Raw genomic sequence first — 20,558 nt, forward strand, 5'->3', positions numbered from 1 at the left:
GGCGGACACCGCTGACGTGAGCGGCAAGGCGGGGCGGATCGGCCTGTTGGTGCTGATCGCAGGCGCGGTCGCCGCATTCCTGCTGCTGGGCGGGCGAGACTACCTCAGCCTGGAAGCGCTGAAAGGAGGCAGCGAGGCGCTGCGCCAGTGGATCGCGGCGCATCCGGTGCTGGCCCCCGCCGCCTTTGCCGCCGCTTATCTTCTGGTGGTGGCCCTGTCGCTGCCTGGAGCGGCGGTGATGACTTTGGCCGGCGGAGCGCTGTTCGGACTGGTCGGCGGGACGGTGCTGGCAAGCCTCTCGTCAACCGCCGGCGCGACGCTGGCCATGCTGAGCGCCCGGTTTCTCGCCCGGGACTGGGTGGCGCAGCGCTTTCCCAAGGCGGTCCAGGCGATCGATCAGGGCATCGAGCGGGACGGCAGCCTTTACCTGCTCAGCCTGCGCCTGGCGCCGATCTTTCCCTTCTTCCTGATCAACCTCGCCATTGGCCTGACCGCCATGCCGGCCGGGCGGTTCTTCCTTCTGACCATGGCCGGGGCGCTACCCGGGACGATCGTCTACACCGCCGCGGGAACGGCCCTCGCCTCCATCGACAGCTTGGGCGACGTTCTCTCGCCGAAGTTGCTTGGCGCCTTTCTCGCGCTGGCGCTGCTTCCGCTGGTTGGCAAGGCGGCGAGCGGCTGGCTGCAGCGGCGGCGGGCGTTGCACGGCTTCCGGCGCCCACGCCGGTTCGACGCCAACCTGATCGTCATCGGTGCGGGATCTGGCGGCCTCGTCGCCAGCCTGGTGGCAGCTGAACTCAAGGCCAAGGTGATCCTTGTCGAACGGGGCGAGATGGGCGGTGACTGCCTCAACACCGGCTGCGTTCCATCCAAGAGCCTGCTCCGCGCCGCAAAGGCGGCGGCCGAAGTGCGCCGCGCGGGCCGGTTCGGGGTGGAGGCCGAACTCTGCGCCGTCGACTTTCGCAACACCATGGCGCACCTGCGCGGCGCGATCGCCGCGATCGCTCCGAACGACAGCGTCGAGCGTTTCCGTGGGCTAGGCGTGGACGTTCGACAGGCCAGCGCCCGGCTGGTCGATCCGTGGACGATCGAGATTGACAGCAGAGAGAGGCTCACCGCGCGGGCCATCCTGCTCGCCACCGGCGCCGACCCGGTCGTCCCCTTGATTCCAGGGCTAGCGGAGAGCGGCTTCGTGACCAGCGAAACGCTGTGGGACCGCCTCGACCAATTCGATCGAGTGCCGCAGCGGGTCGCGATTCTCGGGACCGGCCCGATCGGCTGCGAACTCGGTCAGGCGCTGGGCAGGCTGGGGGCTGACGTAACCCTGGTCAGCCATGCCGAGCGCATCCTAGATCGCGATGAACCGGAAGCGTCGGCGATTGTCGCGCAGGCGCTCGCGACGGATGGAGTGACCATCCTGACCGGCCGCAAGGTCGAGCGGTCAACGACCAGTGCGCTTCACCTGGACACAGGCGAGGCAATCCCGTTCGACCTGCTGATCGTCGCGGCAGGGCGCAAGCCTCACCTCCGCGGGCTAGGACTCGAGGATCTCGGCCTCGATCCGGACACTCTGGCTGTCGACGGACGCGGGCGCGGTCCCTTTGGCCATGTCTTCGTGGCAGGAGACGCCGCCGGAGGACCGCAGTTCACCCATTATGCGGGCCATTCGGGAGCGATCGCGGGCATCAATGCCCTCTTGGGCCCGCTCGGCCGGCTGAAGCTGGACACGCTGGTGCCGCGGGTGACCTACACCTCACCTGAAGTCGCTTCGATTGGCATGACGGGCGCAGATGCTCCGGCCGATGCCGAGATCGCGACGTTCGATGTCGCTCACAACGATCGCAACATCGCGGACGCGGGCGCTCCGGGGATGGTCAAGCTCGTGGTCCGCAAGGGGAGGGTGCTCGGCGCCACGATCGTCGCCGACCATGCCGGCGAACTGATTATGCCGTGGGTGCTGGCGATCAAGCGCCGCATCCCACTGTCGCAGATGATGTCGGTCATCTACCCCTATCCGACCTTGTCCGAGGTCAGCCGGGCCGCAGCGGGCGAGTGGCGCAGGGCCCATCGCCCCGAGCGCGTGCTGCGCCTGGCGGAGCTCTTCCACAGCTGGCGGCGGGGCTGACGACCGGCGGCTAGAGCCAGCCTTCCTTGCAGTACCAGTCGGCTGTCTCGGCAAGCCCCCTGGGGGTCGGAACATCAGGCTGCCACAGCTCAGCCGGCGGTTTCCTGGTGGGATCCGCCACCCAGTCGGGATGGCAGAAGTAGGCGGCCCGGTCGGCCGTGAGCTTGGCCTTGTCCCGGCGCACCAGCTGGTCGATCCGAGCGCCTGCGAGAAGCAGCACGGCGGGCAGCGGGACGATGAACGGACGGCGATCGACGGCTTCACCGATCATTCGGGCGAACTCCTGATGCGAATAGCCGCCCTCATGGCCATCGTCGGGTTCATAGATCACCCGGGACGGAGCCCCCGGCTCCGCCAGCGCGAGCAGCAGTCGCCCGAGATCGTCGACATGGATGGCGGACAGGCGCCCGGCCGGGGGCAGCGGCATGATCCCGACGCAGGCGGCCTTGAACAATTCAAGGGTTTCGCGATCGCCCGGCCCGTAGACTGCCGGCGGCCGGACGATCGCCCAGTCGAGCCCGGAGTCGGCTATGAGCCGCTCTGCCCGGGCCTTTGACGCGCCATAGAGCGACAGATCGGGCTCTCGGGCGGCAAGGGTGGAGACATGAACGAACCGCCGGGCTCCACTTGCGGTGATGGCCGCGAGCAGCGCGAGCGTGCCGCCGACGTTGCCCTCGTCGAACGCCCTGCGGTCTGGCGCGTTGATCACTCCGGCAACGTGAATGGCCGCATCCGCGTCGCTGACCAGCTCGCGCAACGCATCGCGGTCGGACAGGTCGCCTGCGATCCACTGGACGCCGTGGGGCGGTTGAGGGCGCCGGGTGAGCGCCTTCACCTGGTGGCCGGCTTCGACCGCCAGCCTGAGCAGGCGGGTGCCGACGAAACCGGTGCCGCCCGTGATGGCCAGCTTCACAGCGGCGACCAGCTCTTGTCCTCGGCAAGCTCCTCCACCTCGCGCGCGACCTCGCCGCTGAGCCGCTCGACGATGGTGTCGAGCAGCGCTTCGATCCCGTCACCCGTCGCCGCGGAGACCACCAGCGGCGGTGCGCCGGTCAGCTTGGCGAATTTCCTGGCGAGCTTCGCGACCTCCTCGGCGTCGACCAGGTCGGCGCGGCTCAGGGCGACGATCTCAGGCTTGCCCTCGAGGTCGGCGCCGTACGCCTCCAGCTCGCCTCGCACGACTTCATAGGCCTCGACCGGATCGTCGCCGGCGGCGTCGACCAGGTGAAGCAGCAGCTTGCAGCGTTCGACGTGGCCCAGGAAGCGGTCGCCGATTCCGGCACCCTCCGCGGCTCCTTCGATCAGGCCCGGAATGTCGGCGAGGACGAACTCCTGCCCCTTGTGCCGCACCACGCCCAGTTGCGGGCGCAGGGTGGTGAACGGGTAGGCGCCGACCTTGGCAACGGCGTTGGTCGTGCGGTTGAGCAGCGTTGACTTGCCTGCGTTGGGCAGCCCGATGAGCCCGACGTCGGCGAGCAGCTTGAGCCGCAACCACACCCATTGCTCCTCGCCCGGCCAGCCGGTGCCGTGCTGGCGCGGGGCACGGTTGGTGGAACTCTTGTAGCTGGCATTGCCGCGACCGCCATCGCCACCCTTCAGAAAGACGATCCGCTGCCCTTCCTCCGTGAGGTCGGCAAGCAGGGTGCGCTCCTCGTCGTCGGCCAGGATCTGGGTCCCGATCGGCACCTTGATGACCAGGTCGTCACCCCCCGCGCCGGTCCGGTTCGACCCTGCGCCGCCCTTGCCCCGGGGCGCGCGGAAGTGCTGCGTGTAACGGAAGTCGATCAGCGTATTGAGGCCCGGGACGGCTTCGAAGATGATGTCGCCGCCCTTGCCGCCTTCACCGCCGTCGGGACCGCCATATTCGATGAACTTCTCGCGCCGGAAGCTGACCGCTCCCGGCCCGCCCGCTCCCGAGCGGATGAAAATCTTGGCTTGATCGAGGAAATGCATGGTGGCCCATGTAAGGCGTGCGGCCCCGAAAGGCGAGCCGAGCGGTTAGTTCAGGACGCGGTACAGGCCCCAGGCACTGGTCATCGTCACCAGCGCGCCGACGAAGGCGAGCAGCCGGTCGGGATTGACTCGCTTGGCGATCATCGCGCCCAGCGGGGCAGCGATCACGCCGCCGATGAGCAGGCCCACGGTCGCCTTGGCCAGCAGTCCGCGGGCTTCACCGTTGCCGAAGAAGGTCAGGGTGGCGAGGAAGGTCGCCGAAATGGTGATGGTGACGAAGAATTCGGCCGTGTTGACCGTGCCGATCGTCTTGCGGGGGTTGCTGCCCTGCACCAGCAGGTTGGTGGTGACGATCGCTCCCCAACCGCCGCCGCCGGCCGCGTCGAGGAAACCGCCGGCCAGCCCGAGCGGCTCCACCACCTTGGGCTGGCGCTCGGTATGGCGGTGCATGATCCCGCGATAGAAGAGGTACAGGCCGAGCACGGTCAGATAGGCGAGGACGAGCGGCTTGGCGACCTCCGGATGGATGTGCGTCAGCACGTAGGCGCCGAGGATCCCGCCGATCACACCGGGAATGACGATCCGCCAGAACAGCCGCCAATCCACGTTGCGGTGGGCGATATGACTGATCCCAGAGACTCCGGTGGTGAACGTCTCGACGGTGTGGACACCGGCCGAAGCCGCCGCTGGAGGCACGCCCATCACGATCAACATCGTGCTGCTGATCTGCCCGAACGCCATGCCCAGCGCGCCGTCGATCAACTGCGCGGCAAAGCCGATCAGGACAAAAGGGAGCAGGACGGCCGGATCGGCCAGGATTTCCGCGAAGATGAAGGCGCCCTTTCCCCTGCGACGTTGGGCACTTCTGCCCGATGCTTCCGCGCTCGCCAAGCGGCTTCACGCCGATTTGCTGGCAATCGCGGCCGGTGCGACTTACATTAGGGGCAAGAACTGCTGAGGATTGGCGGCTTGGCCCTCGCCTTTTTGGATTATCTGGACTCGGTGAAGGCGCGGGATCCCGCCGCACGGTCGCGCTGGGAAGTGCTGCTTTACCCGGGCGTGTTGGCACTCGGGCTGCACCGCATCGCGCACTGGCTGTTCGTCGGGCGCTTGTATTTGCTGGCCAGGTTCATCAACCATCTAGCCCGCTTCCTGACCGCGATCGACATTCACCCAGGGGCCCGCATCGGGAAGAATTTCTTCATCGACCACGGTTTCACGGTGATCGGCGAGACAGCCGAGATCGAAGACGATGTCACGATCTACCAGAATGTGACCCTGGGCGGGACCAACCCCTCCACCGGGATTGGCGGCAAGCGCCATCCGACTTTGCGCTCGGGCGTGGTGATCGGGTCCGGCGCCCAGGTGCTTGGACCGATCGATGTCGGCGCCGGGGCGAAGATCGGCGCCAATGCGGTGGTGACCAAGGATGTGGCGCCCGGCAGCACCATGGTCGGCATTCCGGCCAAGCCGGTGCCGGTGGATGCCGTTCATTACAGCCCCGGCTTCGTGCCCTATGGCACCCCGTGCGGCGAAGACGTCGATCCGGCCCGCGCCCGCCAGTGCGAGCTGGAAGCCGAGATCGAGGCGTTGCGCAAGGATGTGGCGATGCTCAAGGCGCTGCGGGAGGATGCTCCGGAGGCCAAGGCTTCGTGAGCGTGATTACCCCCTTTCCGGCCCCCAAGGACCGGAAAGCCGTTGCCACTTTCGACCGGACCGAGCTGCAGCGCATTCTCGACCTGTACGGGCGGATGGTCGCGGCCGGGCACTGGCGGGATTATGCCATGCACTTCGACCCGGAGGTGGCGAGCTTTGCCGCATTCCGCCGCGCGACCGAGCGGCCCGAGGTGCGCATTGAAAAGCGCCCCTCGCTGCGGGTGCGGCAGGGCGTGTGGGCGCTGATCAGCGAGCATGGCGCGGTGCTGAAGCGCGGCCACGAACTGCAGCCGGTGCTCGCACCGCTGGAACGCCGGCTGATCCGCCTGATCGACGAATAGCAAAACGCCCCGCCGGACCTGCCGACGGGGCGCTTTCTCTCGCTCAGGTTGCGAAGGTCAGGCTGGAACTGCCGCGAGCTGTCCGTGAGTGGTCGGAAGCCGGTCCTGCAGGCTGCCGGGCAAGCGATCGACGATCGCCGCCCGCGCCTGGTGCCAGAAGGCGGACAGCAGCAGCAGGCCCGAGCCGATCACCAAGGCGGTCAGTGCGACGTTGAGCTCGACCGCGCCGAACTGCCGGAACAGTTCGTTCAGCGCGAACAGCACATAGGCCAGGGCCGAGACGAGCAGCGCGCGGCGGTCGACTGCCAGGGCGGTGATCGCCAGGACGACGTAGAGGACGATCACGACCAGCCCTTCGCCGATGGTCGCCCGGCCGTCGTTGAGGCCGAGCAGGGTGAACACCGGGTGCACGATCATCGGCGCGGCGAGCAGGTGCAGCCAGAAGGCGACGTCGCTTCGACGGGTGATGCGGCTGCGGTCGGATGAATCCCAGCGCATGGCGAACAGGAAGACGCCAACGCCGAGCACCAGCACCGTTGCGAGAAGGACGTTGCGCTGACCCTCGAAGTCGTTGCCCAGGGCAGCCATCAGCAGGCTGGTCAGGATGCCTGCCACCGCGGCGGCTCCGGCTGCAACGGTGATCGGCACGCGGAAGCGGCGCCAGTGAAGCGAGGCCCCGGCGGCGGCCACTGCGGCAGCCACCGCCAGGACGACCATCACTCCGCTGTCGTTATTGTCGAAGAAGGCACCACCAACGGCCAGGCCAATCGTCAGGGCCGCGGTTCCGAATACGCCGCCGACAAAGGCGAGCAGCAGCAGGATCGAGGGCAGCGCCATGCGCCGCTTCGCGGTGAAGAATAGCGCCAAGCCCCATGCCACGGCAGCAACAGCGGCCGGCGAGATCGGGCTGGGTCCGTCCCGGCCAATCGTCAGGCCTGAGGATTGGCCGATCGACTGGCCGATCCAGCCGACCGCGAACAGCAGGATCGCCCCGGCGATCGAAACGAAGATGTCATTGAAACCGGTGATCAGCCGGAACTGCTCTTCGTCCACGGCGGGCGAGGCTCGCTGCCGGTCGATATGCGCGCGAAAGGCGGTCGCCGCATCGGCGCTTAGCACGCCAGCGGAGACCGCCTCATCGAGATCATTCTGAGAATACATGGTCCACCTCCCTGTTGGCGCAAGCCTAGGGATAAGTGTATTACCATGTCAATACAGCGCTGCCCTCACCAGAGTTGACCGGTGAGGGCGGCTGTTTTTAGCGGCAGCGGCGGGTGCTGCGTCCACGTTCGACCTGGCGCCCGAGAAGGGCACCGGCGGCGGCACCCAGGATGGTGCCCGTCGCCCGCTCGCCGCGCGTGTCGATGGCCCGGCCGACCAGCGCACCGCCGGCGGCGCCGACGATCAGGCCGGTGGTGCCATTGGAGCGACGGCAGCGGAGGCGACCCTGGCTGTCGTACCAGGTCTTGCCCGAGTAAGCGCGCGCTTGGTGAGCCGCGGCCGGGGTGGCGACGGTGACTGCAGGAACAGTCAGCGAAGTGGCGGCAAGCGCCAGCATCATGGTCCGCATTGTGGATCTCCTCTTCTCGTTGCGGTGTGGTGAGACTGTGGCCGGTTGAACATGAACGGGCTGCAACCGGCAGGACAGTTAACAAGGTTTTAGTGCTCTTTACGACGAACGGAGCCTTGCGAGGTGGCAGGGCTCCGTCCTTGTCGCTGGCCAACTTGACGGACGCCGAAGGGTGCCCGCCGCGCGACCAGGTTAATCGGTCATGCTCGCCGGCACCTTTCCGCCGTTGGCGGCGAGCTGACGCATCACCGCCTTGTGCAGCCATATGTTCATTTCGGCACTGCCGTCGGTCGCGCCGGTATAGCCGAGCTCGCGGGCGAGCTCCTTGCGGTTGTCGAGACTGGAATCGATGCCGAGCAGCTTCATCAGATCGACGATCGACGAGCGGTAGTTGAGGTCCGGATTGCCCTTCTGCTGGGCCATCTGGCCAAGCACCTGCTCCACATCGACCTGCTGCTGCCCTTGTTGACCCTGCTGGCCCTGCTGCTGGAACTGCGGTTGGCTACCCGGCTGCTGGCCTGGCTGCAGGGGAGGGCCGCCGGCCATGCCCGCGGGAATGGTCGGACGATTGCCCGGCCCCGGATCCTTGTGACCGAAGATGGCGCCCTTGATCTTGTCGAAGATACCCATGGCTTACGCCTCCATGCCATGCTTGAGGTCGCGGATCTGGTCGTGGCCCTGGCGAACCGACTGGTAGACCCGCTCGACCACCGAGCGGCTTTCCGGCTGCAGGTCGACATTGTTCAGTGCGGTCTCGAACTTCTCCTTGAGGTAGTCCTCGCCGCGCTCGACCTCGTTGATGATCGCCTTGTCGTCGCGCCCCGTGATCGCCGACTTCAGGTCCATGAAGCGCTGGTGAGCTGCCCCCAGGAAGCTGCCATCGTCTTCCGGGTTGCCGCCCAGACGGCGGACCTCGGCGCGCAGCTCCTCGGCGAGCTTGCTGCGCTCGTCGGCGCGTTGGCGGAAGATCTGCTGGAAGCGGCCAAGCTGGGCGTCTTCGGCCGCATCGCTATAGCCGTTGACGCTGTCGATCAGGGTGGCGGTGAGCGTATTCAGGGTGGCAGTACCGTCGCCGGCCATTTTTCTCTCCATTGGATGAGGATGTTACGGGCCTAGAACGCTGAAATGCGTGGATCGGTCCGCGCCAGCGCTATCCTGTGCGGAAATCGCTTTGCTCCGTTGGCGCTGCCTGCCAGAGCTTCTCGCCAGCCTGGGAGATTGAAGGATGACGAGTGCGGAAGCAGAGCGCGCGCCGCCAGCGCAAGGCCGGTCGGGGCGCGCGGCACTGCTGATGCTGTTGTCGCTGGTTGCGGGCCTGTTGCTCGGCGTGCTGGCCGCAGGCGGAGCCGACGGCTGGCGCGAGCCGCTGATCCAGGCCGCCGGCGTGGTCGGCGGAGTGTGGCTCGACGCTCTCAAGATGACCGTGATCCCACTGATCGTGTCGCTGCTGGTGACCGGGATCGTGGGCGGCTCAGACGCCGCAAAGGCCGGGGGTTTGGCCGGACGGGCGGTGGCCTGGTTCCTGGCCATCTACGTCCTGTCGGCGCTGTTCGGCGCAACGGCCATGCCGGCACTGTTGTCCCTGTTCCCGCTTCCGGAAGCCGCGGCGGAGGCGCTGCGCGTGGGGTTGGCCGGGGTCGATCCGGCGACCACGGCGGCGGCGGTGCCGACCGTGGCCGACTTCTTCCGCTCGATCGTTCCCACCAATCCGGTCGCCGCGGCGGCAAACGACCAAATCCTGCCGCTGGTGGTATTCACCGTCGTGTTCGCCTTTGCACTGGCGCGGGTCGACCGGCCCAAGCGGGTGACGGCGTTGACCTTCTTCGAAGCGGTCGGCGACGCCATGCTGCTGGTGATCGGCTGGGTGCTGTGGCTCGCCCCGATCGGCGTGTTCGCGCTCGCCTTCGCAGTCGGTGCGGGGGCGGGCGGCTCGGCGCTGGGGGCGGTGGTGCACTATGTCATCCTGATCTCGCTTCTGGGGATCGTGCTGACGCTGGTCGGCTACGTCATCGCCGCGCTGTTCGCCCGCTTCGGGCTTGCGGAGTTCGCCAGGGCGATGGCCGCGCCGTCCGCGGTTGCCATCTCCTCCCGGTCCTCGCTGGCCTCGCTTCCGGCGATGCTGAGCGCGGCTTCGGCCCTCGGGATCAGCCAGCGCCGCGCCGACATCCTGCTGCCCCTGGCCGTGGCGCTGTTCCGCGCGACCGGTCCAGCGATGAACATTGGCGTCGTCTTCTACGTCGCGCATTGGCTTGGAGTGGAGATCACGCCGCTTGGCTTCGCGGCCGGCGTGGCGGTCGCCGCCATGGCCTCGATCGGCGCGGTCAGCCTTCCCGGGCAGATCAGCTTCGTCACTTCCATCGCTCCGATCGCGATCGCAATGGGCGTGCCGATCGAGCCGCTCGCCCTGCTGCTGGCGCTGGAAACCATTCCCGACATCTTCCGCACACTCGGCAACGTGACCATGGACGTGGCGGTGACCGGGGCCGTGTCGCGCCAGGCCGGCGACGATTCGGACTGAAACGGCCGCCATTCGTCGATTGGTGCGCGCACGAACGCCATTCGTCGCGCTGCCGTAACGGCTGCCGACGGCCGCCCTTCGCTGGTCGACATGGCCGCGACGAAAATGCCGATTCGACCTACCCGACATGAGCGGCGCGGGCGAAGGGACCTTCGCTCCCCTCGGGCGAAGGGCTCGCGCCGCAACCCTTTTCGGAAGGACCGAGCCATGAAAAACAATCTGATCCTGGGATTGGCGGCGATGGCCGCTTCCACCACGCTGATCGCGCCGACGGTCGCCCGGGCAGGCACGCCCGACGTCGACCTGCTGTCGGAGCGTGTGCCCTATGCCGACCTCAACCTGGCAACGGCCAAGGGGCAAGTGCGGCTGGAAAGCCGGGTTGCGGCCAGTCTTCGCCGGGTGTGCGACAACGGCCTGCGCGACGCTCGCTCACGCCAGTTGACCAATGAATGCATCGACCGCGCCCGGCAGAAGGTCGACGGCCAGGTTCAACTGGCGGTGCTGACCTTCAAGACGCGGACTCGCCGTGCCTGACCATCTCCCCAGCGGCTGTTTCTCCGTTCCCGATGCGGCAGAACAGCAAGGTCCGGCAATCCGCCGGACCTAACGCCCAGCGATTGCCCGGACGCTGTCGGAATAGAGTCGCCCCACCGGCTGCTCGTTTCCGTCCGCGAGCCGGGCGATCCAGCGTCCCGACGGGTTGCGCTGGAAACCGGCGATGAAGTCGCGGCGGACGATGGCCGATCGGTGAAGGCGCACGAACAGTTCGGGGTCCAGTCCCTCTTCCAGCGCGCTCATGCTGTGGTGGATCAGCCAGCTGCGTGGACCGACGTGCAAGCGCATATAGTCGCGTTCGGCGGAGATGCGGTCGATGTCCCGGCTGGCGATTCGGACCAGCCCGGTCAGGTCGGACGCCCAGAATTCCTCGAGGAAGGGGGAACTGCCCGGCAGCCGTTGTTCGGGGCTCTCGTCACGATGCCGCAGGTAGGAGCGTGCCCGGTCGAGGGCGCGACCGAGCCGGTCCGGATCGACCGGCTTCATCAGATAGTCGACCGCCTGAACCTCGAACGCAGCGACCGCAAATTGGTCGAATGCGGTGACGAACACCACTGCGGGGCAGGGGCGGCGGCTAGCGAGCGCACGGGCGACGTCGATCCCGTCCATCCCCGGCATCGCGATGTCCAGCAGCATCAGGTCGGGGCCGAGCGCCTCCGCCATCCGCACCGCGCCTTCGCCGTCCGATGCGGTTCCGACAAGGTCGACCCCACCACTCCTGGCAAGGAGCAATTGCAGGCGTTCGGTAGCAAGCGGCTCGTCATCAACGACGAGCACTTTCAAATGTGGTTCATCCATCCGCGCGGGTCACCGGCAAGGTCATGACCACACGATAGCCGCCGTCTGGCGAAGGTCCAAATTCACAGTGCGCGGCGCTTCCGAACCGGACCTCCAGCCGCTGGCAGACGTTGGCCAGGCCGACTCCGGTGCCTTCGGGGCAATTCCGCTCACGCGGCCTCGTTCCGCCGGCCGCGGCGACCTTGCTGTTGTTGCTGACCTCGAGCCGCATCCGTCCGGGCAGCGGCTCTTCGGCGGCGATTCGCAGGGTCACCTTGTCGCGGGCCTGCGACACCCCGTACTTGATCGCATTCTCGACGATCGGCTGCAGGATCAGCGCCGGAAGCCGGGCCGACAGCAGGTGCGGCGGGACGTCGATCTCCACCTTCAGCCGACGCGGAAAGCGGACCTTTTCGATCTCGAGGTACAATCGCTGAAGCGCAATCTCCTCGTCCAGCGACACGTCGGCGGTGGGATCGAGCGACAGGCTGGTGCGGAAAAAGGTCGACAGCTTCAGGATCATCGACTCCGCTTCTTCCGGCCTGCCGGTCATCACCAGCGACGACAGGCTGTTCAGCGTATTGAACAGGAAGTGCGGATTGACCTGGTAGCGAAGCGCCCGGACCTGGGCGACCTGCGCCGCATTCTCCGCTTCCGCCGCCCGGCGCTGCAAGGCCAAAGCCTGCGCCTGGCTGACCGCGGCGAGATAGAACGCGCTCCATGCCGCGAAGAAGAACAGCCAGACTACGGCAGTATCAGCGGCGATCCGGAACTGCTCCCATTGGTGAAGCTGGTTCATCTTGGGCATGGTCAGGACGACCGGCTCGGCGGCGTTGCGCTCGATCCGGATCTGCTGGCCCTTCTGAACCACCACGAAGCCCTCGTTGGCCTTGAAGCGGAACTCCTCTTTCGACGCTCGCAAATGCCCTTCGGTGAGCACGAGGGCTGACGCCATCGCCGCCGCGGCGATCACCGACGCGGCTCCCGCAATCAGCGCCTTGACCCGCAAGCTGGATCGGCGCGCAAGCAAAGCGATCGCCAGGTAGATGCCGATGGTCAGCGTCAGGCCGGCGACGAAGGTGATGACCTTGTTCTGCAGGATCGTCATCGGGTCGTCGCCGAGGTAGGCGCGGGCGACCACCGTCACCGAGTAGATGAACCAGAAGGCAAGGATCGACTTGGCCGCAAGGCGCCAGTCGGACAGGCGGCTCGCGACTGGCTTGGGCGGGCGCGATGCGACCAGCGAATCTACGTTGGGGTGCATGTTCATCGTCGGGCAGTCTGCCCCTCTTGCGCCGCCCCTGCAATCACCCGCCGGTCCCTTCGCAGACAGGCCTGCGCCACCCGTCGAATTTCCGCGGGCCCAAAGCACGGAACGCGGTGCCGCCATGGTCGTTCGGCAACCGGAAGGACCTTCAACAATGCCCAACGAAAGTAATGATCAACTCCGCCCCGCAACTCTCTCGGGTGATCCGGAAAAGGGGCTGGAGAAGAAGCTTCGCAAGAACCCCGACGATCAGGATGCAAAGGCCGACGTCGGAAGCGACGAATCCATGGATGCGTCCGATCCCCCGGCTGCAGCCCAGCCCGGGCAATCCGACGAGCCGGTGCCATCGTCCGGCTTCCCGGAATAAGAGCCTCGCTCCGCGTCAAGGTGAACAACTGGCACGTTGCCCAAATGCTTCACTGCGGACCCAAGCGACGAGTTGTGACAGATTGATGTTGCGAGCGCGCAACCCCTCTGATTCAATGTGAACGGGGGGTGGGAGTGTGGTTAAGCTTGATGCAACCAGTTTGACCGCAAGATCCTGCCTGAAGTGAAGGAGTCGGGGTCATGAAGACGCGGACGAGCCAGCCGGCGGGCGGCACGCTGCTGCTGAGCGAGATCAAGGAATTCGCGGCGTTTCCGAAGGCGACGCAGCGGTACATCCGCCGCTCGCTGGACGTGGCGTACGGCCGGCGCGACGCCATTGGCTGCTGGGCTCGGGACGAAGGAGAAGCGGCATCGATCCGCGCGCAGGGCCGCCTGTACAAGCAGATCGAAGCGCTCCGTCTTCAGGTTCCCGACGACAGCGGGCTGGACACGATCGAGCCGTTCGTCGGCTTGCTGATCACCTTGACCGCCTTCGACCTCGGGCAGGACCGGATCCCGAACTTCGCGGCATACCGCTTCCTGTACGAACGCCTGCTCGGAGCGGCGGTTCGGCCTTGGTTGCCGGCCGCGTTCTGCGCCGCCGCGGCGCTGCCGCACCTCCACCCGGACCGCCGCCGCCTGCTCCTGCAGTCGATCAGCGAAAGCGCCGCCACCGCGCCCGGCTGGTCCAACCGCGAGCCGGTGTTCTGGCCCGAGTGGGTCGAAAAGGTCGACGTCGCGGCGGCTGCCTAAACGCTGACCGTTATTGACGGAAAGATCCGGGCGAGCTCTTCCAGGCTTGCCCGTGCCGTCTTGTGGTGGACGAACACGCCCCCCGCATCCTCCCACTTGCCGCGATGATCCTCGCGATCGTCGACCAGCACGTCGCCAGCGGTCATGTGCCGGTACTTGTCGCGCGCCATGCAGGTGATGATCGGGACGCCCGGGAAATGCTCCGCCGCCCAGCGCACCTTTTGCGGCGCCGCCCAATTGCCGAGCGGCAAGCCGGTCAGGATCGTCGGCCTGAGGTGCTGGACCGCCTCGAACAACTCGCGCGCATCCGCCATTTCGGGAAGCGTCGCATAGAAGTCGCGGTCGCCGGAGATGCGCCGCCAGAACTCGCGCTTGTTGTGCCGCTCCTCGAATGCTCGCGGGCTCATGCCCAGCACACGCCTGGCACCGGCATCGAAATCGGCCAGCACGCCGTCGCAGTCGAGGAACAGATGGGGCATCAGAAGCGCGCCGGCTCCACCTCGACTGGCACCGGATGGTCCAGTTCCTGCCAACCGCGCTCCTTCAGCACGTCGTTGCTTTCCCGTGCCTTGCGGCCAGGCCCCAGCGACCAGGTGATGTGAAAGGTGGACCCGTCCGGGCGATCGGCGGTGCCGTCGATCGTCACTACCATCGCCTCGACTCCTCCCTCGTCATCCGTTCGGCCGACGATCGCTGCCTTGGCGGCCGGGGGTAGCGGCTCGCGCTGGGCGTCCGTGCGCAGCGTGACATGATCGGCGACCGCCTGGCTGTAGCGAGGGGGAAATTGCTTCAAGAGTTCGTCGCGCTGGCTGCGGTCGAGCTTCCAGCCGATCACCGTTCCGGGTCGTGCCATGGCAGGCATAACCGCAGTCCGCGACCTTTGTTTCCACCCGGTTCAGCCCGCCGGCTGAAGCCGCCGCAGCAGGTCCCGGGCGAATTCGCTCAGCGTGTCGTCGCGCGCGCCGAGGATGGCGATTCGGTCGCCGGACCGGGCCTCGGCGATCAGCCGCTCGCCGATCGCGGTGCGCTCCGGGACATGCTCGGCCCTCCCGCCGGCATTGCGGGTGGCCTCGGCCAGCCAGTCGGATCCGCGGCTGCGGTCGACGGTGCCGCCCTGATATACGGGATCAGACAGGAGCAGCAGGTCGTCGGGACGCAGTCCGCGCGCAAAGGTTTCGCTCAGCTCCTGCCCCATCTTGGCCAAAGGGCCGAAGCCATGCGGCTGAAAGAAGACCAGCAGCCGGCCCGGTTGGCCGGTGAGGGTGGCAAGCGTGGCGGCGATCTTGTCGGGGTTGTGGGCGAAATCGTCGATCACCGTCACGCCCTCGGTGCTGCCGACCGTTTCCAGCCGGCGGCTGAGCCCGGCGAACTGCTCCAGCGCCGCGGCGGCGTCCTTGAGGTCGACGCCGAGCGCGATCGCAGCAGCCAGCGCGGCCAGCGCGTTGGAAGCGTTGTGGCGTCCCGGGACCTGCAGGACCACGTTGGTGCTCGCCTCGCCATGCGTAGCCGTGAAGCGCGATCCGTCCGGCAGCAGTTGAAGATCGCGCCCGACAAGAGCGGCGCCCGGACTGTCGAAGCCGTAGCCGAGGCGTTGTTCGGCAGGCACCAGGTCAGCCAGCGCGCGGGTCTCCGGGTCATCAAGGTTGAGCACGGCGCGCCGAGCCTTGCCCAGGAAACCCCCGAACAGCGTCCGGAGTTCGTCCATCGCCAGATGGTCCAGGCTGACATTGTTCAGGACCGCCACGTCCGGACGGTAGAGCGCGATCGAACCGTCGCTCTCGTCGACCTCGCTGACGAACAGCTCCGGATCCCCGACTAGGGCGCTTGCAAAGGGGCAATCCGCCGACACGAAATTCTTCATCACCGCGCCGTTCATCACTGTCGGCTGGCGGTTCAGCGCATGGAGGATCCAGCCGATCATGCCGGTGACGGTCGACTTGCCGCTGGTCCCGCCAACAGCGACGCTGCGCTCCGCCGCGTTGAGCAGTTCGGCCAGCAGCTGCGGACGGGTGAGATGATGCAGTTCCAGCTCCCTGGCGCGGCGCACGTCGGGGATGCTTTCCTCAACCGCCGCGGAGGTGACCAGGGTCATGCCTTCCCGCAGACCGCTGCCGTCCTGCGGGCATAGCTCGATGCCGAGCGAGCGGAGGAAATCGAACTTGGGCGCGAGCCGGCCGGCGTCGAGCGCCCGGTCGGAACCGGACACGCGGCCGCCGCGCGCGCGAACGATGCAGGCGAGGGGGAGCATGCCGCTGCCGCCGATCCCGCAGAAGAAGGTGCTGGATTGAGTCATCGCGCTCGCCCTATTGGACGGGAGGGGTGCAAGGCAAACGGAGTGAGCATGCGAATTGCGGTGATTGCGCCCAGTTGCCCGTTGAATCGGGAAGCGGCCGAGGCCGTGGCGGCGATCGCGGCGGCGCGGGGCGATTGCGAGCTGCTGATCCACTCCCAATGCTTTTCGTCCGATGGCCATTTCGCTGGACCCGACGAGGAGCGCCTTGCCGCCTTGCGACAGGTGATGGCCGACGACAGCGTCGACGCGATCTGGTTTGCCCGCGGCGGCTATGGCTCCAACCGGATCGCTGAAGCTGCTGCCGCACACTTGCCGGCGGGCGCCCGGGACAAGCTGTTCATGGGCTACAGCGACGGCGGTTTCCTGCTGGCCGCTTTGCATCGCGCCGGATGCCGGGTTGCGCACGGGCCGATGCCGATGGACATCATGCGCGACGGGGGCGAGGCGGCGATCGCACGTGCGCTCGACTGGCTGGTCGGTGGCGAGGCGACCGCGTTGGAGCCGGACCTTGCGGGTCCAACAATGGCTTTCAACCTGACCGTTCTGTCGAGCCTGCTCGGGACGGCATTGGAGCCCGACTTCACCGGCCGCGAGCTGCTGATCGAGGAACTGGACGAGGAGCATTACCGGATCGACCGGTTCATGTTCCACCTCACCAGCCAGCCCGCGGTGCGGCGAGCGTCCTCGCTCCGGCTCGGCCGCTGCCGGGTGCCGGAGAACGACCGTCCGTTCGGCAGCGACGAGGAGGGCATCGTTCGCGATTGGTGCCGCCGATCCGGCATCCCTTACCGCGGCCGGGCGGACATTGGCCACGATGCCGCGAACAAGGTCGTGCCGTTCAGCTGATCTGGGTTAACGGTCCCTCTCTGCGGCACCATTGCAAAGCGCCCCGGATTGCGCTCTATCCACAGGCGAAACAACAGGAGGGCCACATGGCAAAAGAATCGAGCGGGACTGGGCGTAAGGCAGGGGGCGGTCTCGCGCGTCCGGTAACTCCGTCGCCGGATCTGGCGCAGATCGTCGGCAAGGACCCGCTGCCGCGCAGCGAAGTCGTCTCGAAAGTGTGGGATCACATTCGCAAGAACAACCTGCAAAACCCGCAGAACAAGCGGGAAATCGTCGCCGACGACAAGCTGCAGAAGATTTTCGGCAAGGACCGCTGCACGATGTTCGAGATGAACAAGCACCTGTCCAAGCACCTCTCGTAAGACCCTCCGAACAGGGGGTTTTCGAGGAGGGACTCGCCGGAAGGCGGGTCCCTTCTCTTATGGGCCGAACGCGACTCGGCTGTCCCTAGCGGCAGGCTTTCCACCCCGCCGCGCCCCGGTCGGCCATGTCGAGGTGAAGGTGATCCCGGTGCGCCGCGTTGTAATCGGGTGACAAAACGGTCGAGAACATGGCGCAGGCGCCGTCCCGAACGTCGCGCAGGAAAGCGGCGCCTGACCCGCCGGCCGACCAGTCACGGAGGACCGAGACGGTGCGGTCGTTGCCCAAGCGGAAGCCGACGATGTCGACGGCGTCCGCGGTCGCATGTTCGCTCCACGGTCCGCTCGCTCTGCCGTAAAGCCGGCGGCAGGAAAAGCTGCCGGCGTGCAGCACCTGCTCAACCCCCGTACCGAAATGGCGTTGCGCTGCCGGTTGCAGCACTCGCTTGTCCCACAGCAGGAGAGCGGCGGCCGTGGGGCAGGACGTGATCAGCTCCGCGGGGGCGAAACCGGCCAAGCGGGCATTGTCGCCGCGCAGCCGAATGCCGTCGCGATAGCCGCATCGATTGCTGGAAATCCTTGCAGGAGCGGGCACGTCGAGCGTCCCTCCCTCAGCCAGCAGCAGGCGGCACTGCGCCGGGGCTTTGCCAAGTCTGGCAAGCTTGGAGGCGGTAAACCGACCGAGCGGGTCGTCCAGGCTCAGCGCCGTCCAGGGCAGGTCCTGCGGGTGCCGGTCCATCCACGATCGCGCCTCGATCAAGGCGACGGCAGCCGCGGCGAGGACGATTAACCACAAGATCGCGCGGCGCATGGTCGCCGAACGCGCGAAGGAGGATTCAGGCCCGCACCGCGTCCGTCAGCCGTTCGCGGGTGACCGGATAGCCCAGGTGATCGGGAATCCGCAGCCACTTCTCCCCGTTCACTTCCTCGACCCAAGGGCTGATCGTCTCCACCGGATGAGCCAGCGCATGGTCGCGGGCTTCCTCGAAGCTTCCGAATTGCGCCAGCCGTTCCAGGTTGCGCACCGTCGGGAAGATGGCGCTGGCCGTGCCCGCCGCGATCCGGGCCAGCACGTCGGCGGCCGTGATCCATTCGGCGGCGTCGCATTCACCTTCTTGCGGGCGCAGCGGCCAGTCGCCGTCGGCTGCGCGGGCGATGAAGAAGCGCGTGTCGAAGCGACGCGGCTGGTGAAAGGCCGGCTTCCAGCGCGCGAACGGGACGAGCTGGGGCAGGTCGAGGTCGAGGCCATGTCGGTCCAGCAGATCGGCGAAACCGGCGCCTCGAACCAGTTCCTCCTGCAGTTCCCGCGTATCGATGGGCGTGGTCCGCAGGCCGACCGGCAAGCCGGTCTCCTCCAGCGTCTCCCGCACGGCGGCGATCTTGGCAGCTTCGCCCGGCTTCCCCGCGAGTACCCGGTCACCTTTGTCGATCCTGCCGCCGGGAAACACCATCGCCCCGCCGGCGAACGCCATTCCGCGCGTTCGGGTGACCATCAACAGCTCGGGCGCCTGCCGCGGACGGTCGCGAATCACGACCAGGGTCGCGGCGGGGATGGCGTCGTCGCTCATGGAGTGGCCCTAATCCTCCCGCTCACAAACAAAAAGGCCGGCCTCCTCGAGGGAGACCGACCCTTTCGTCCGAATCGTTGCCGCCCCGATTGCCGGAGCGGCAGCGAATTACATCGCGTTGACGGCCGCGTTGGCTTCGGCCGGGTTGGCGGCGTTCACGTCGGCCTCGTCGATGGCCTCTTCCTTGCGAGCGCCTTCGGCTTCGAGTGCGTCGGCCTGGTTCTCCAGGGTCGCGGCAGCCGCGCCCGAGGTGTTGTCGGACATGGCGTCGAGGTTCTCGGCAGCGGCCTCGTAATTCTCCTGGACGTTTTCGCCCAGAGCGTCGTCACCCTTGCCGCCGCAAGCAGCCAGAGCCAGCGAAGCCGCGCCGATCAGCGCGAAAGAAAGCTTGTTCATTGGAGCATTCCCCTTGGTATGTTTTGGTACAGCGGGTCGTTGCATATCCGCATGGCCGGTTGGAACGCCAGCACTTTCAATTCGGTTCCGTCACGGCACCGGCACGGCTCGTCCTTGAGAAACGGACGGATCAGGCCTAAATAGGGCGTGCCGGGCAACCGGCTATGCTGGTAGAGTGCGGTTTGGAATAGGCATTTCGGACCCGGGGGGCAGTACCCCGGCGCCTCCACCAGCAGCGGCGTTCAAGAGATTCGAGCGGGGGCTCGGAGCGCCGTTGCTGATGGGGGCGAAACAGGATCGACGAGTGCAATAAAGATTCTGCTGCCAGTCGGCTGAGGTGAGCCGTAAAACCGCCTTTCACACAAGTGCCAACGATAACGAGGCGCTCGCAATTGCTGCGTAACTGACGGCCTAACGGTCTGACGTTACAATGACAAAAGCGCGGTCGGACCCCACCGGGCAACAGAAGGGGATTCCAGCGGCACGGGAGGCGCCGGGCAACAGAAGCCTCCCACTTTCTTTATCTTCGTTGGTCCGGTCAGCCGCTTTTCATTGAAAGGCGTCACTGTGTCATCTACCTAAGGCAGCGAGTTCGTTGTTCAGGGGAAACGAAAGATGACCGTTGTTCGCCGCCTCGGCCTGCTTGCGCCGCTTGCTGCTTTCACTCTTGCGGGCTGCGGCCTCAACTCGGTTCCAACCGCCGAGGAAAATGTGAACGCCAAATGGGCGCAGGTGCAGAGCGAGTATCAGCGCCGCGCGGACCTCGTCCCCAATCTGGTCCGCACGGTCGATCGGTTCGCCGATCAGGAGCGGGACGTCCTCGTCCAGGTGACGCAGGCGCGTGCCAATGCGTCGCGGGTGCAATTGAACGCCGGTGACCTCGACGATCCCGCCAAGGTGCGGGCGTTCAACGAGGCGCAGACCCAGCTCGGCGGGTCGCTCGGCCGGCTGCTCGTGACGATGGAGCAATACCCCGACCTCAAGTCGAACCAGAACTTCCTGACCCTCCAGTCACAGCTGGAAGGGACGGAGAACAGCATCCTGGTCGCGCGCAAGGATTATAACGAGGCAGTGCAGGCGTATAACACCCGCATCCGTACCTTCCCCGACGCGATCGGAGCCAAGATCTTCTATGGCGCCAAGCCCAAGGTCCCCTTCGAAGCCGCCGCCGGCGCGCAGAACGCGCCGACGGTCGACTTCAACGCGCAGTAAGGA

The 20,558-nt window shown here is 66.8% G+C and carries 25 protein-coding genes and 1 other RNA gene; 11 read left to right on the forward strand and 15 right to left on the reverse strand.

What is annotated here, in order from left to right; translation table 11 throughout:
* The first annotated feature begins 16 nt into the window (after positions 1-16).
* On the forward strand, positions 17-2,125 hold the full coding sequence (locus tag ACFQPG_RS05165) for an FAD-dependent oxidoreductase (protein WP_380810721.1): 2,109 nt from the start codon (positions 17-19) through the stop codon (positions 2,123-2,125).
* Between the two features lie 10 nt (positions 2,126-2,135).
* Here ACFQPG_RS05165 and ACFQPG_RS05170 read toward each other — a convergent pair whose 3' ends face one another.
* The 3 genes from ACFQPG_RS05170 to ACFQPG_RS05180 are packed head-to-tail and all read right to left on the reverse strand — an operon-like array spanning position 2,136 to position 4,909.
* Complete coding sequence (locus tag ACFQPG_RS05170) at positions 2,136-3,038, reverse strand: NAD-dependent epimerase/dehydratase family protein (RefSeq protein WP_380810722.1); 903 nt, start codon at positions 3,036-3,038, stop codon at positions 2,136-2,138.
* Positions 3,035-4,078: a GTPase ObgE gene (gene obgE / locus ACFQPG_RS05175; protein ID WP_380810723.1), complete on the reverse strand. Its 1,044-nt coding sequence runs from the start codon at positions 4,076-4,078 to the stop codon at positions 3,035-3,037. The genes ACFQPG_RS05170 and obgE overlap by 4 nt, the downstream gene beginning before the upstream one ends.
* 45 nt (positions 4,079-4,123) lie before the next feature.
* On the reverse strand, positions 4,124-4,909 hold the full coding sequence (locus ACFQPG_RS05180) for a sulfite exporter TauE/SafE family protein (RefSeq protein WP_380811715.1): 786 nt from the start codon (positions 4,907-4,909) through the stop codon (positions 4,124-4,126).
* 138 nt (positions 4,910-5,047) lie between these two features.
* On the opposite strand from ACFQPG_RS05180, the gene epsC reads away from it, so the two are divergent.
* Together epsC and ACFQPG_RS05190 are read left to right on the forward strand one after the other, a co-directional pair.
* A complete protein-coding gene (epsC, locus tag ACFQPG_RS05185; protein ID WP_380810725.1) occupies positions 5,048-5,734 on the forward strand; it encodes a serine O-acetyltransferase EpsC in 687 nt (228 codons plus the stop codon).
* On the forward strand, positions 5,731-6,075 hold the full coding sequence (locus ACFQPG_RS05190; RefSeq protein ID WP_380810726.1) for a DUF2794 domain-containing protein: 345 nt from the start codon (positions 5,731-5,733) through the stop codon (positions 6,073-6,075). Before epsC ends, ACFQPG_RS05190 begins: the two co-directional genes overlap by 4 nt.
* Positions 6,076-6,132: 57 nt before the next feature.
* Here the strand turns inward: ACFQPG_RS05190 and ACFQPG_RS05195 are convergent, their stop codons facing one another.
* The 4 genes from ACFQPG_RS05195 to ACFQPG_RS05210 form a co-directional block, all read right to left on the reverse strand.
* Positions 6,133-7,236, reverse strand: coding sequence for a hypothetical protein (locus ACFQPG_RS05195; protein ID WP_380810728.1), 1,104 nt, complete (start codon positions 7,234-7,236; stop codon positions 6,133-6,135).
* Positions 7,237-7,333: 97 nt separating this feature from the next.
* A complete protein-coding gene (locus tag ACFQPG_RS05200; protein WP_380810729.1) occupies positions 7,334-7,645 on the reverse strand; it encodes a glycine zipper 2TM domain-containing protein in 312 nt (103 codons plus the stop codon).
* A gap of 192 nt (positions 7,646-7,837) precedes the next feature.
* On the reverse strand, positions 7,838-8,275 hold the full coding sequence (locus tag ACFQPG_RS05205; RefSeq protein WP_380810731.1) for a DUF3597 domain-containing protein: 438 nt from the start codon (positions 8,273-8,275) through the stop codon (positions 7,838-7,840).
* 3 nt (positions 8,276-8,278) lie between these two features.
* On the reverse strand, positions 8,279-8,725 hold the full coding sequence (locus ACFQPG_RS05210) for a PA2169 family four-helix-bundle protein (protein WP_380810732.1): 447 nt from the start codon (positions 8,723-8,725) through the stop codon (positions 8,279-8,281).
* A gap of 145 nt (positions 8,726-8,870) precedes the next feature.
* Here ACFQPG_RS05210 and ACFQPG_RS05215 point away from each other — a divergent pair, with 145 nt between their 5' ends.
* Complete coding sequence (locus ACFQPG_RS05215) at positions 8,871-10,163, forward strand: dicarboxylate/amino acid:cation symporter (RefSeq protein WP_380810734.1); 1,293 nt, start codon at positions 8,871-8,873, stop codon at positions 10,161-10,163.
* A gap of 207 nt (positions 10,164-10,370) precedes the next feature.
* On the forward strand, positions 10,371-10,697 hold the full coding sequence (locus ACFQPG_RS05220; protein ID WP_380810735.1) for a UrcA family protein: 327 nt from the start codon (positions 10,371-10,373) through the stop codon (positions 10,695-10,697).
* A 69-nt stretch (positions 10,698-10,766) separates the two neighbouring features.
* Here ACFQPG_RS05220 and ACFQPG_RS05225 read toward each other — a convergent pair whose 3' ends face one another.
* Positions 10,767-11,516, reverse strand: a complete 750-nt coding sequence (locus tag ACFQPG_RS05225) for a LytR/AlgR family response regulator transcription factor (protein WP_380810737.1) — start codon at positions 11,514-11,516, stop codon at positions 10,767-10,769.
* Positions 11,509-12,765 carry a sensor histidine kinase gene (locus tag ACFQPG_RS05230; RefSeq protein WP_380810738.1) on the reverse strand — a complete coding sequence of 419 codons (1,257 nt, stop codon included), beginning with the start codon at positions 12,763-12,765 and terminating at the stop codon, positions 11,509-11,511. Before ACFQPG_RS05230 ends, ACFQPG_RS05225 begins: the two co-directional genes overlap by 8 nt.
* Positions 12,766-12,916: 151 nt before the next feature.
* Here ACFQPG_RS05230 and ACFQPG_RS05235 point away from each other — a divergent pair, with 151 nt between their 5' ends.
* On the forward strand, positions 12,917-13,129 hold the full coding sequence (locus tag ACFQPG_RS05235) for a hypothetical protein (protein WP_380810740.1): 213 nt from the start codon (positions 12,917-12,919) through the stop codon (positions 13,127-13,129).
* A 200-nt stretch (positions 13,130-13,329) separates the two neighbouring features.
* Complete coding sequence (locus tag ACFQPG_RS05240; protein WP_380810741.1) at positions 13,330-13,881, forward strand: hypothetical protein; 552 nt, start codon at positions 13,330-13,332, stop codon at positions 13,879-13,881.
* Here the strand turns inward: ACFQPG_RS05240 and ACFQPG_RS05245 are convergent.
* Genes ACFQPG_RS05245 through ACFQPG_RS05255 form a run of 3 tightly spaced genes read right to left on the reverse strand, consistent with a single transcriptional unit; the run spans position 13,878 to position 16,174 of the window.
* Positions 13,878-14,360: a hypothetical protein gene (locus ACFQPG_RS05245; RefSeq protein ID WP_380810742.1), complete on the reverse strand. Its 483-nt coding sequence runs from the start codon at positions 14,358-14,360 to the stop codon at positions 13,878-13,880. The genes ACFQPG_RS05240 and ACFQPG_RS05245 overlap by 4 nt on opposite strands.
* A complete protein-coding gene (locus ACFQPG_RS05250; protein ID WP_380810744.1) occupies positions 14,360-14,734 on the reverse strand; it encodes a hypothetical protein in 375 nt (124 codons plus the stop codon). Before ACFQPG_RS05250 ends, ACFQPG_RS05245 begins: the two co-directional genes overlap by 1 nt.
* A 42-nt stretch (positions 14,735-14,776) precedes the next feature.
* Positions 14,777-16,174, reverse strand: a complete 1,398-nt coding sequence (locus tag ACFQPG_RS05255) for a Mur ligase family protein (RefSeq protein ID WP_380810745.1) — start codon at positions 16,172-16,174, stop codon at positions 14,777-14,779.
* A gap of 48 nt (positions 16,175-16,222) precedes the next feature.
* On the opposite strand from ACFQPG_RS05255, the gene ACFQPG_RS05260 reads away from it, so the two are divergent.
* The gene (locus tag ACFQPG_RS05260) at positions 16,223-17,020 is read left to right on the forward strand and encodes an LD-carboxypeptidase (RefSeq protein WP_380811717.1); all 798 of its coding nucleotides are present in this window, start codon (positions 16,223-16,225) and stop codon (positions 17,018-17,020) included.
* Positions 17,021-17,106: 86 nt separating this feature from the next.
* Entirely contained in the window at positions 17,107-17,382 is a 276-nt protein-coding gene (locus tag ACFQPG_RS05265; protein ID WP_380810747.1) for an SWIB/MDM2 domain-containing protein, read from the forward strand.
* An 85-nt stretch (positions 17,383-17,467) separates the two neighbouring features.
* Here ACFQPG_RS05265 and ACFQPG_RS05270 read toward each other — a convergent pair whose 3' ends face one another.
* The 3 genes from ACFQPG_RS05270 to ACFQPG_RS05280 form a co-directional block, all read right to left on the reverse strand.
* Positions 17,468-18,190 (reverse strand): extensin family protein, encoded by a 723-nt coding sequence (locus ACFQPG_RS05270; RefSeq protein ID WP_380810748.1) that lies wholly within the window; start codon positions 18,188-18,190, stop codon positions 17,468-17,470.
* Positions 18,191-18,215: 25 nt separating this feature from the next.
* Entirely contained in the window at positions 18,216-18,947 is a 732-nt protein-coding gene (locus tag ACFQPG_RS05275) for an NUDIX domain-containing protein (RefSeq protein ID WP_380810750.1), read from the reverse strand.
* Positions 18,948-19,055: 108 nt separating this feature from the next.
* The gene (locus ACFQPG_RS05280; protein WP_380810751.1) at positions 19,056-19,343 is read right to left on the reverse strand and encodes a hypothetical protein; all 288 of its coding nucleotides are present in this window, start codon (positions 19,341-19,343) and stop codon (positions 19,056-19,058) included.
* 110 nt (positions 19,344-19,453) lie between these two features.
* On the opposite strand from ACFQPG_RS05280, the gene ssrA reads away from it, so the two are divergent.
* Both ssrA and ACFQPG_RS05290 read left to right on the forward strand, forming a co-directional pair.
* Positions 19,454-19,821, forward strand: a transfer-messenger RNA (tmRNA) gene (gene ssrA, locus ACFQPG_RS05285).
* A 137-nt stretch (positions 19,822-19,958) separates the two neighbouring features.
* On the forward strand, positions 19,959-20,555 hold the full coding sequence (locus ACFQPG_RS05290; RefSeq protein ID WP_380810752.1) for a LemA family protein: 597 nt from the start codon (positions 19,959-19,961) through the stop codon (positions 20,553-20,555).
* Positions 20,556-20,558: the final 3 nt, after the last annotated feature.

Origin of the sequence: Sphingomonas sp. GCM10030256 (genome assembly GCF_042666415.1) — a bacterium.
Lineage (GTDB): Bacteria > Pseudomonadota > Alphaproteobacteria > Sphingomonadales > Sphingomonadaceae > Sphingomicrobium.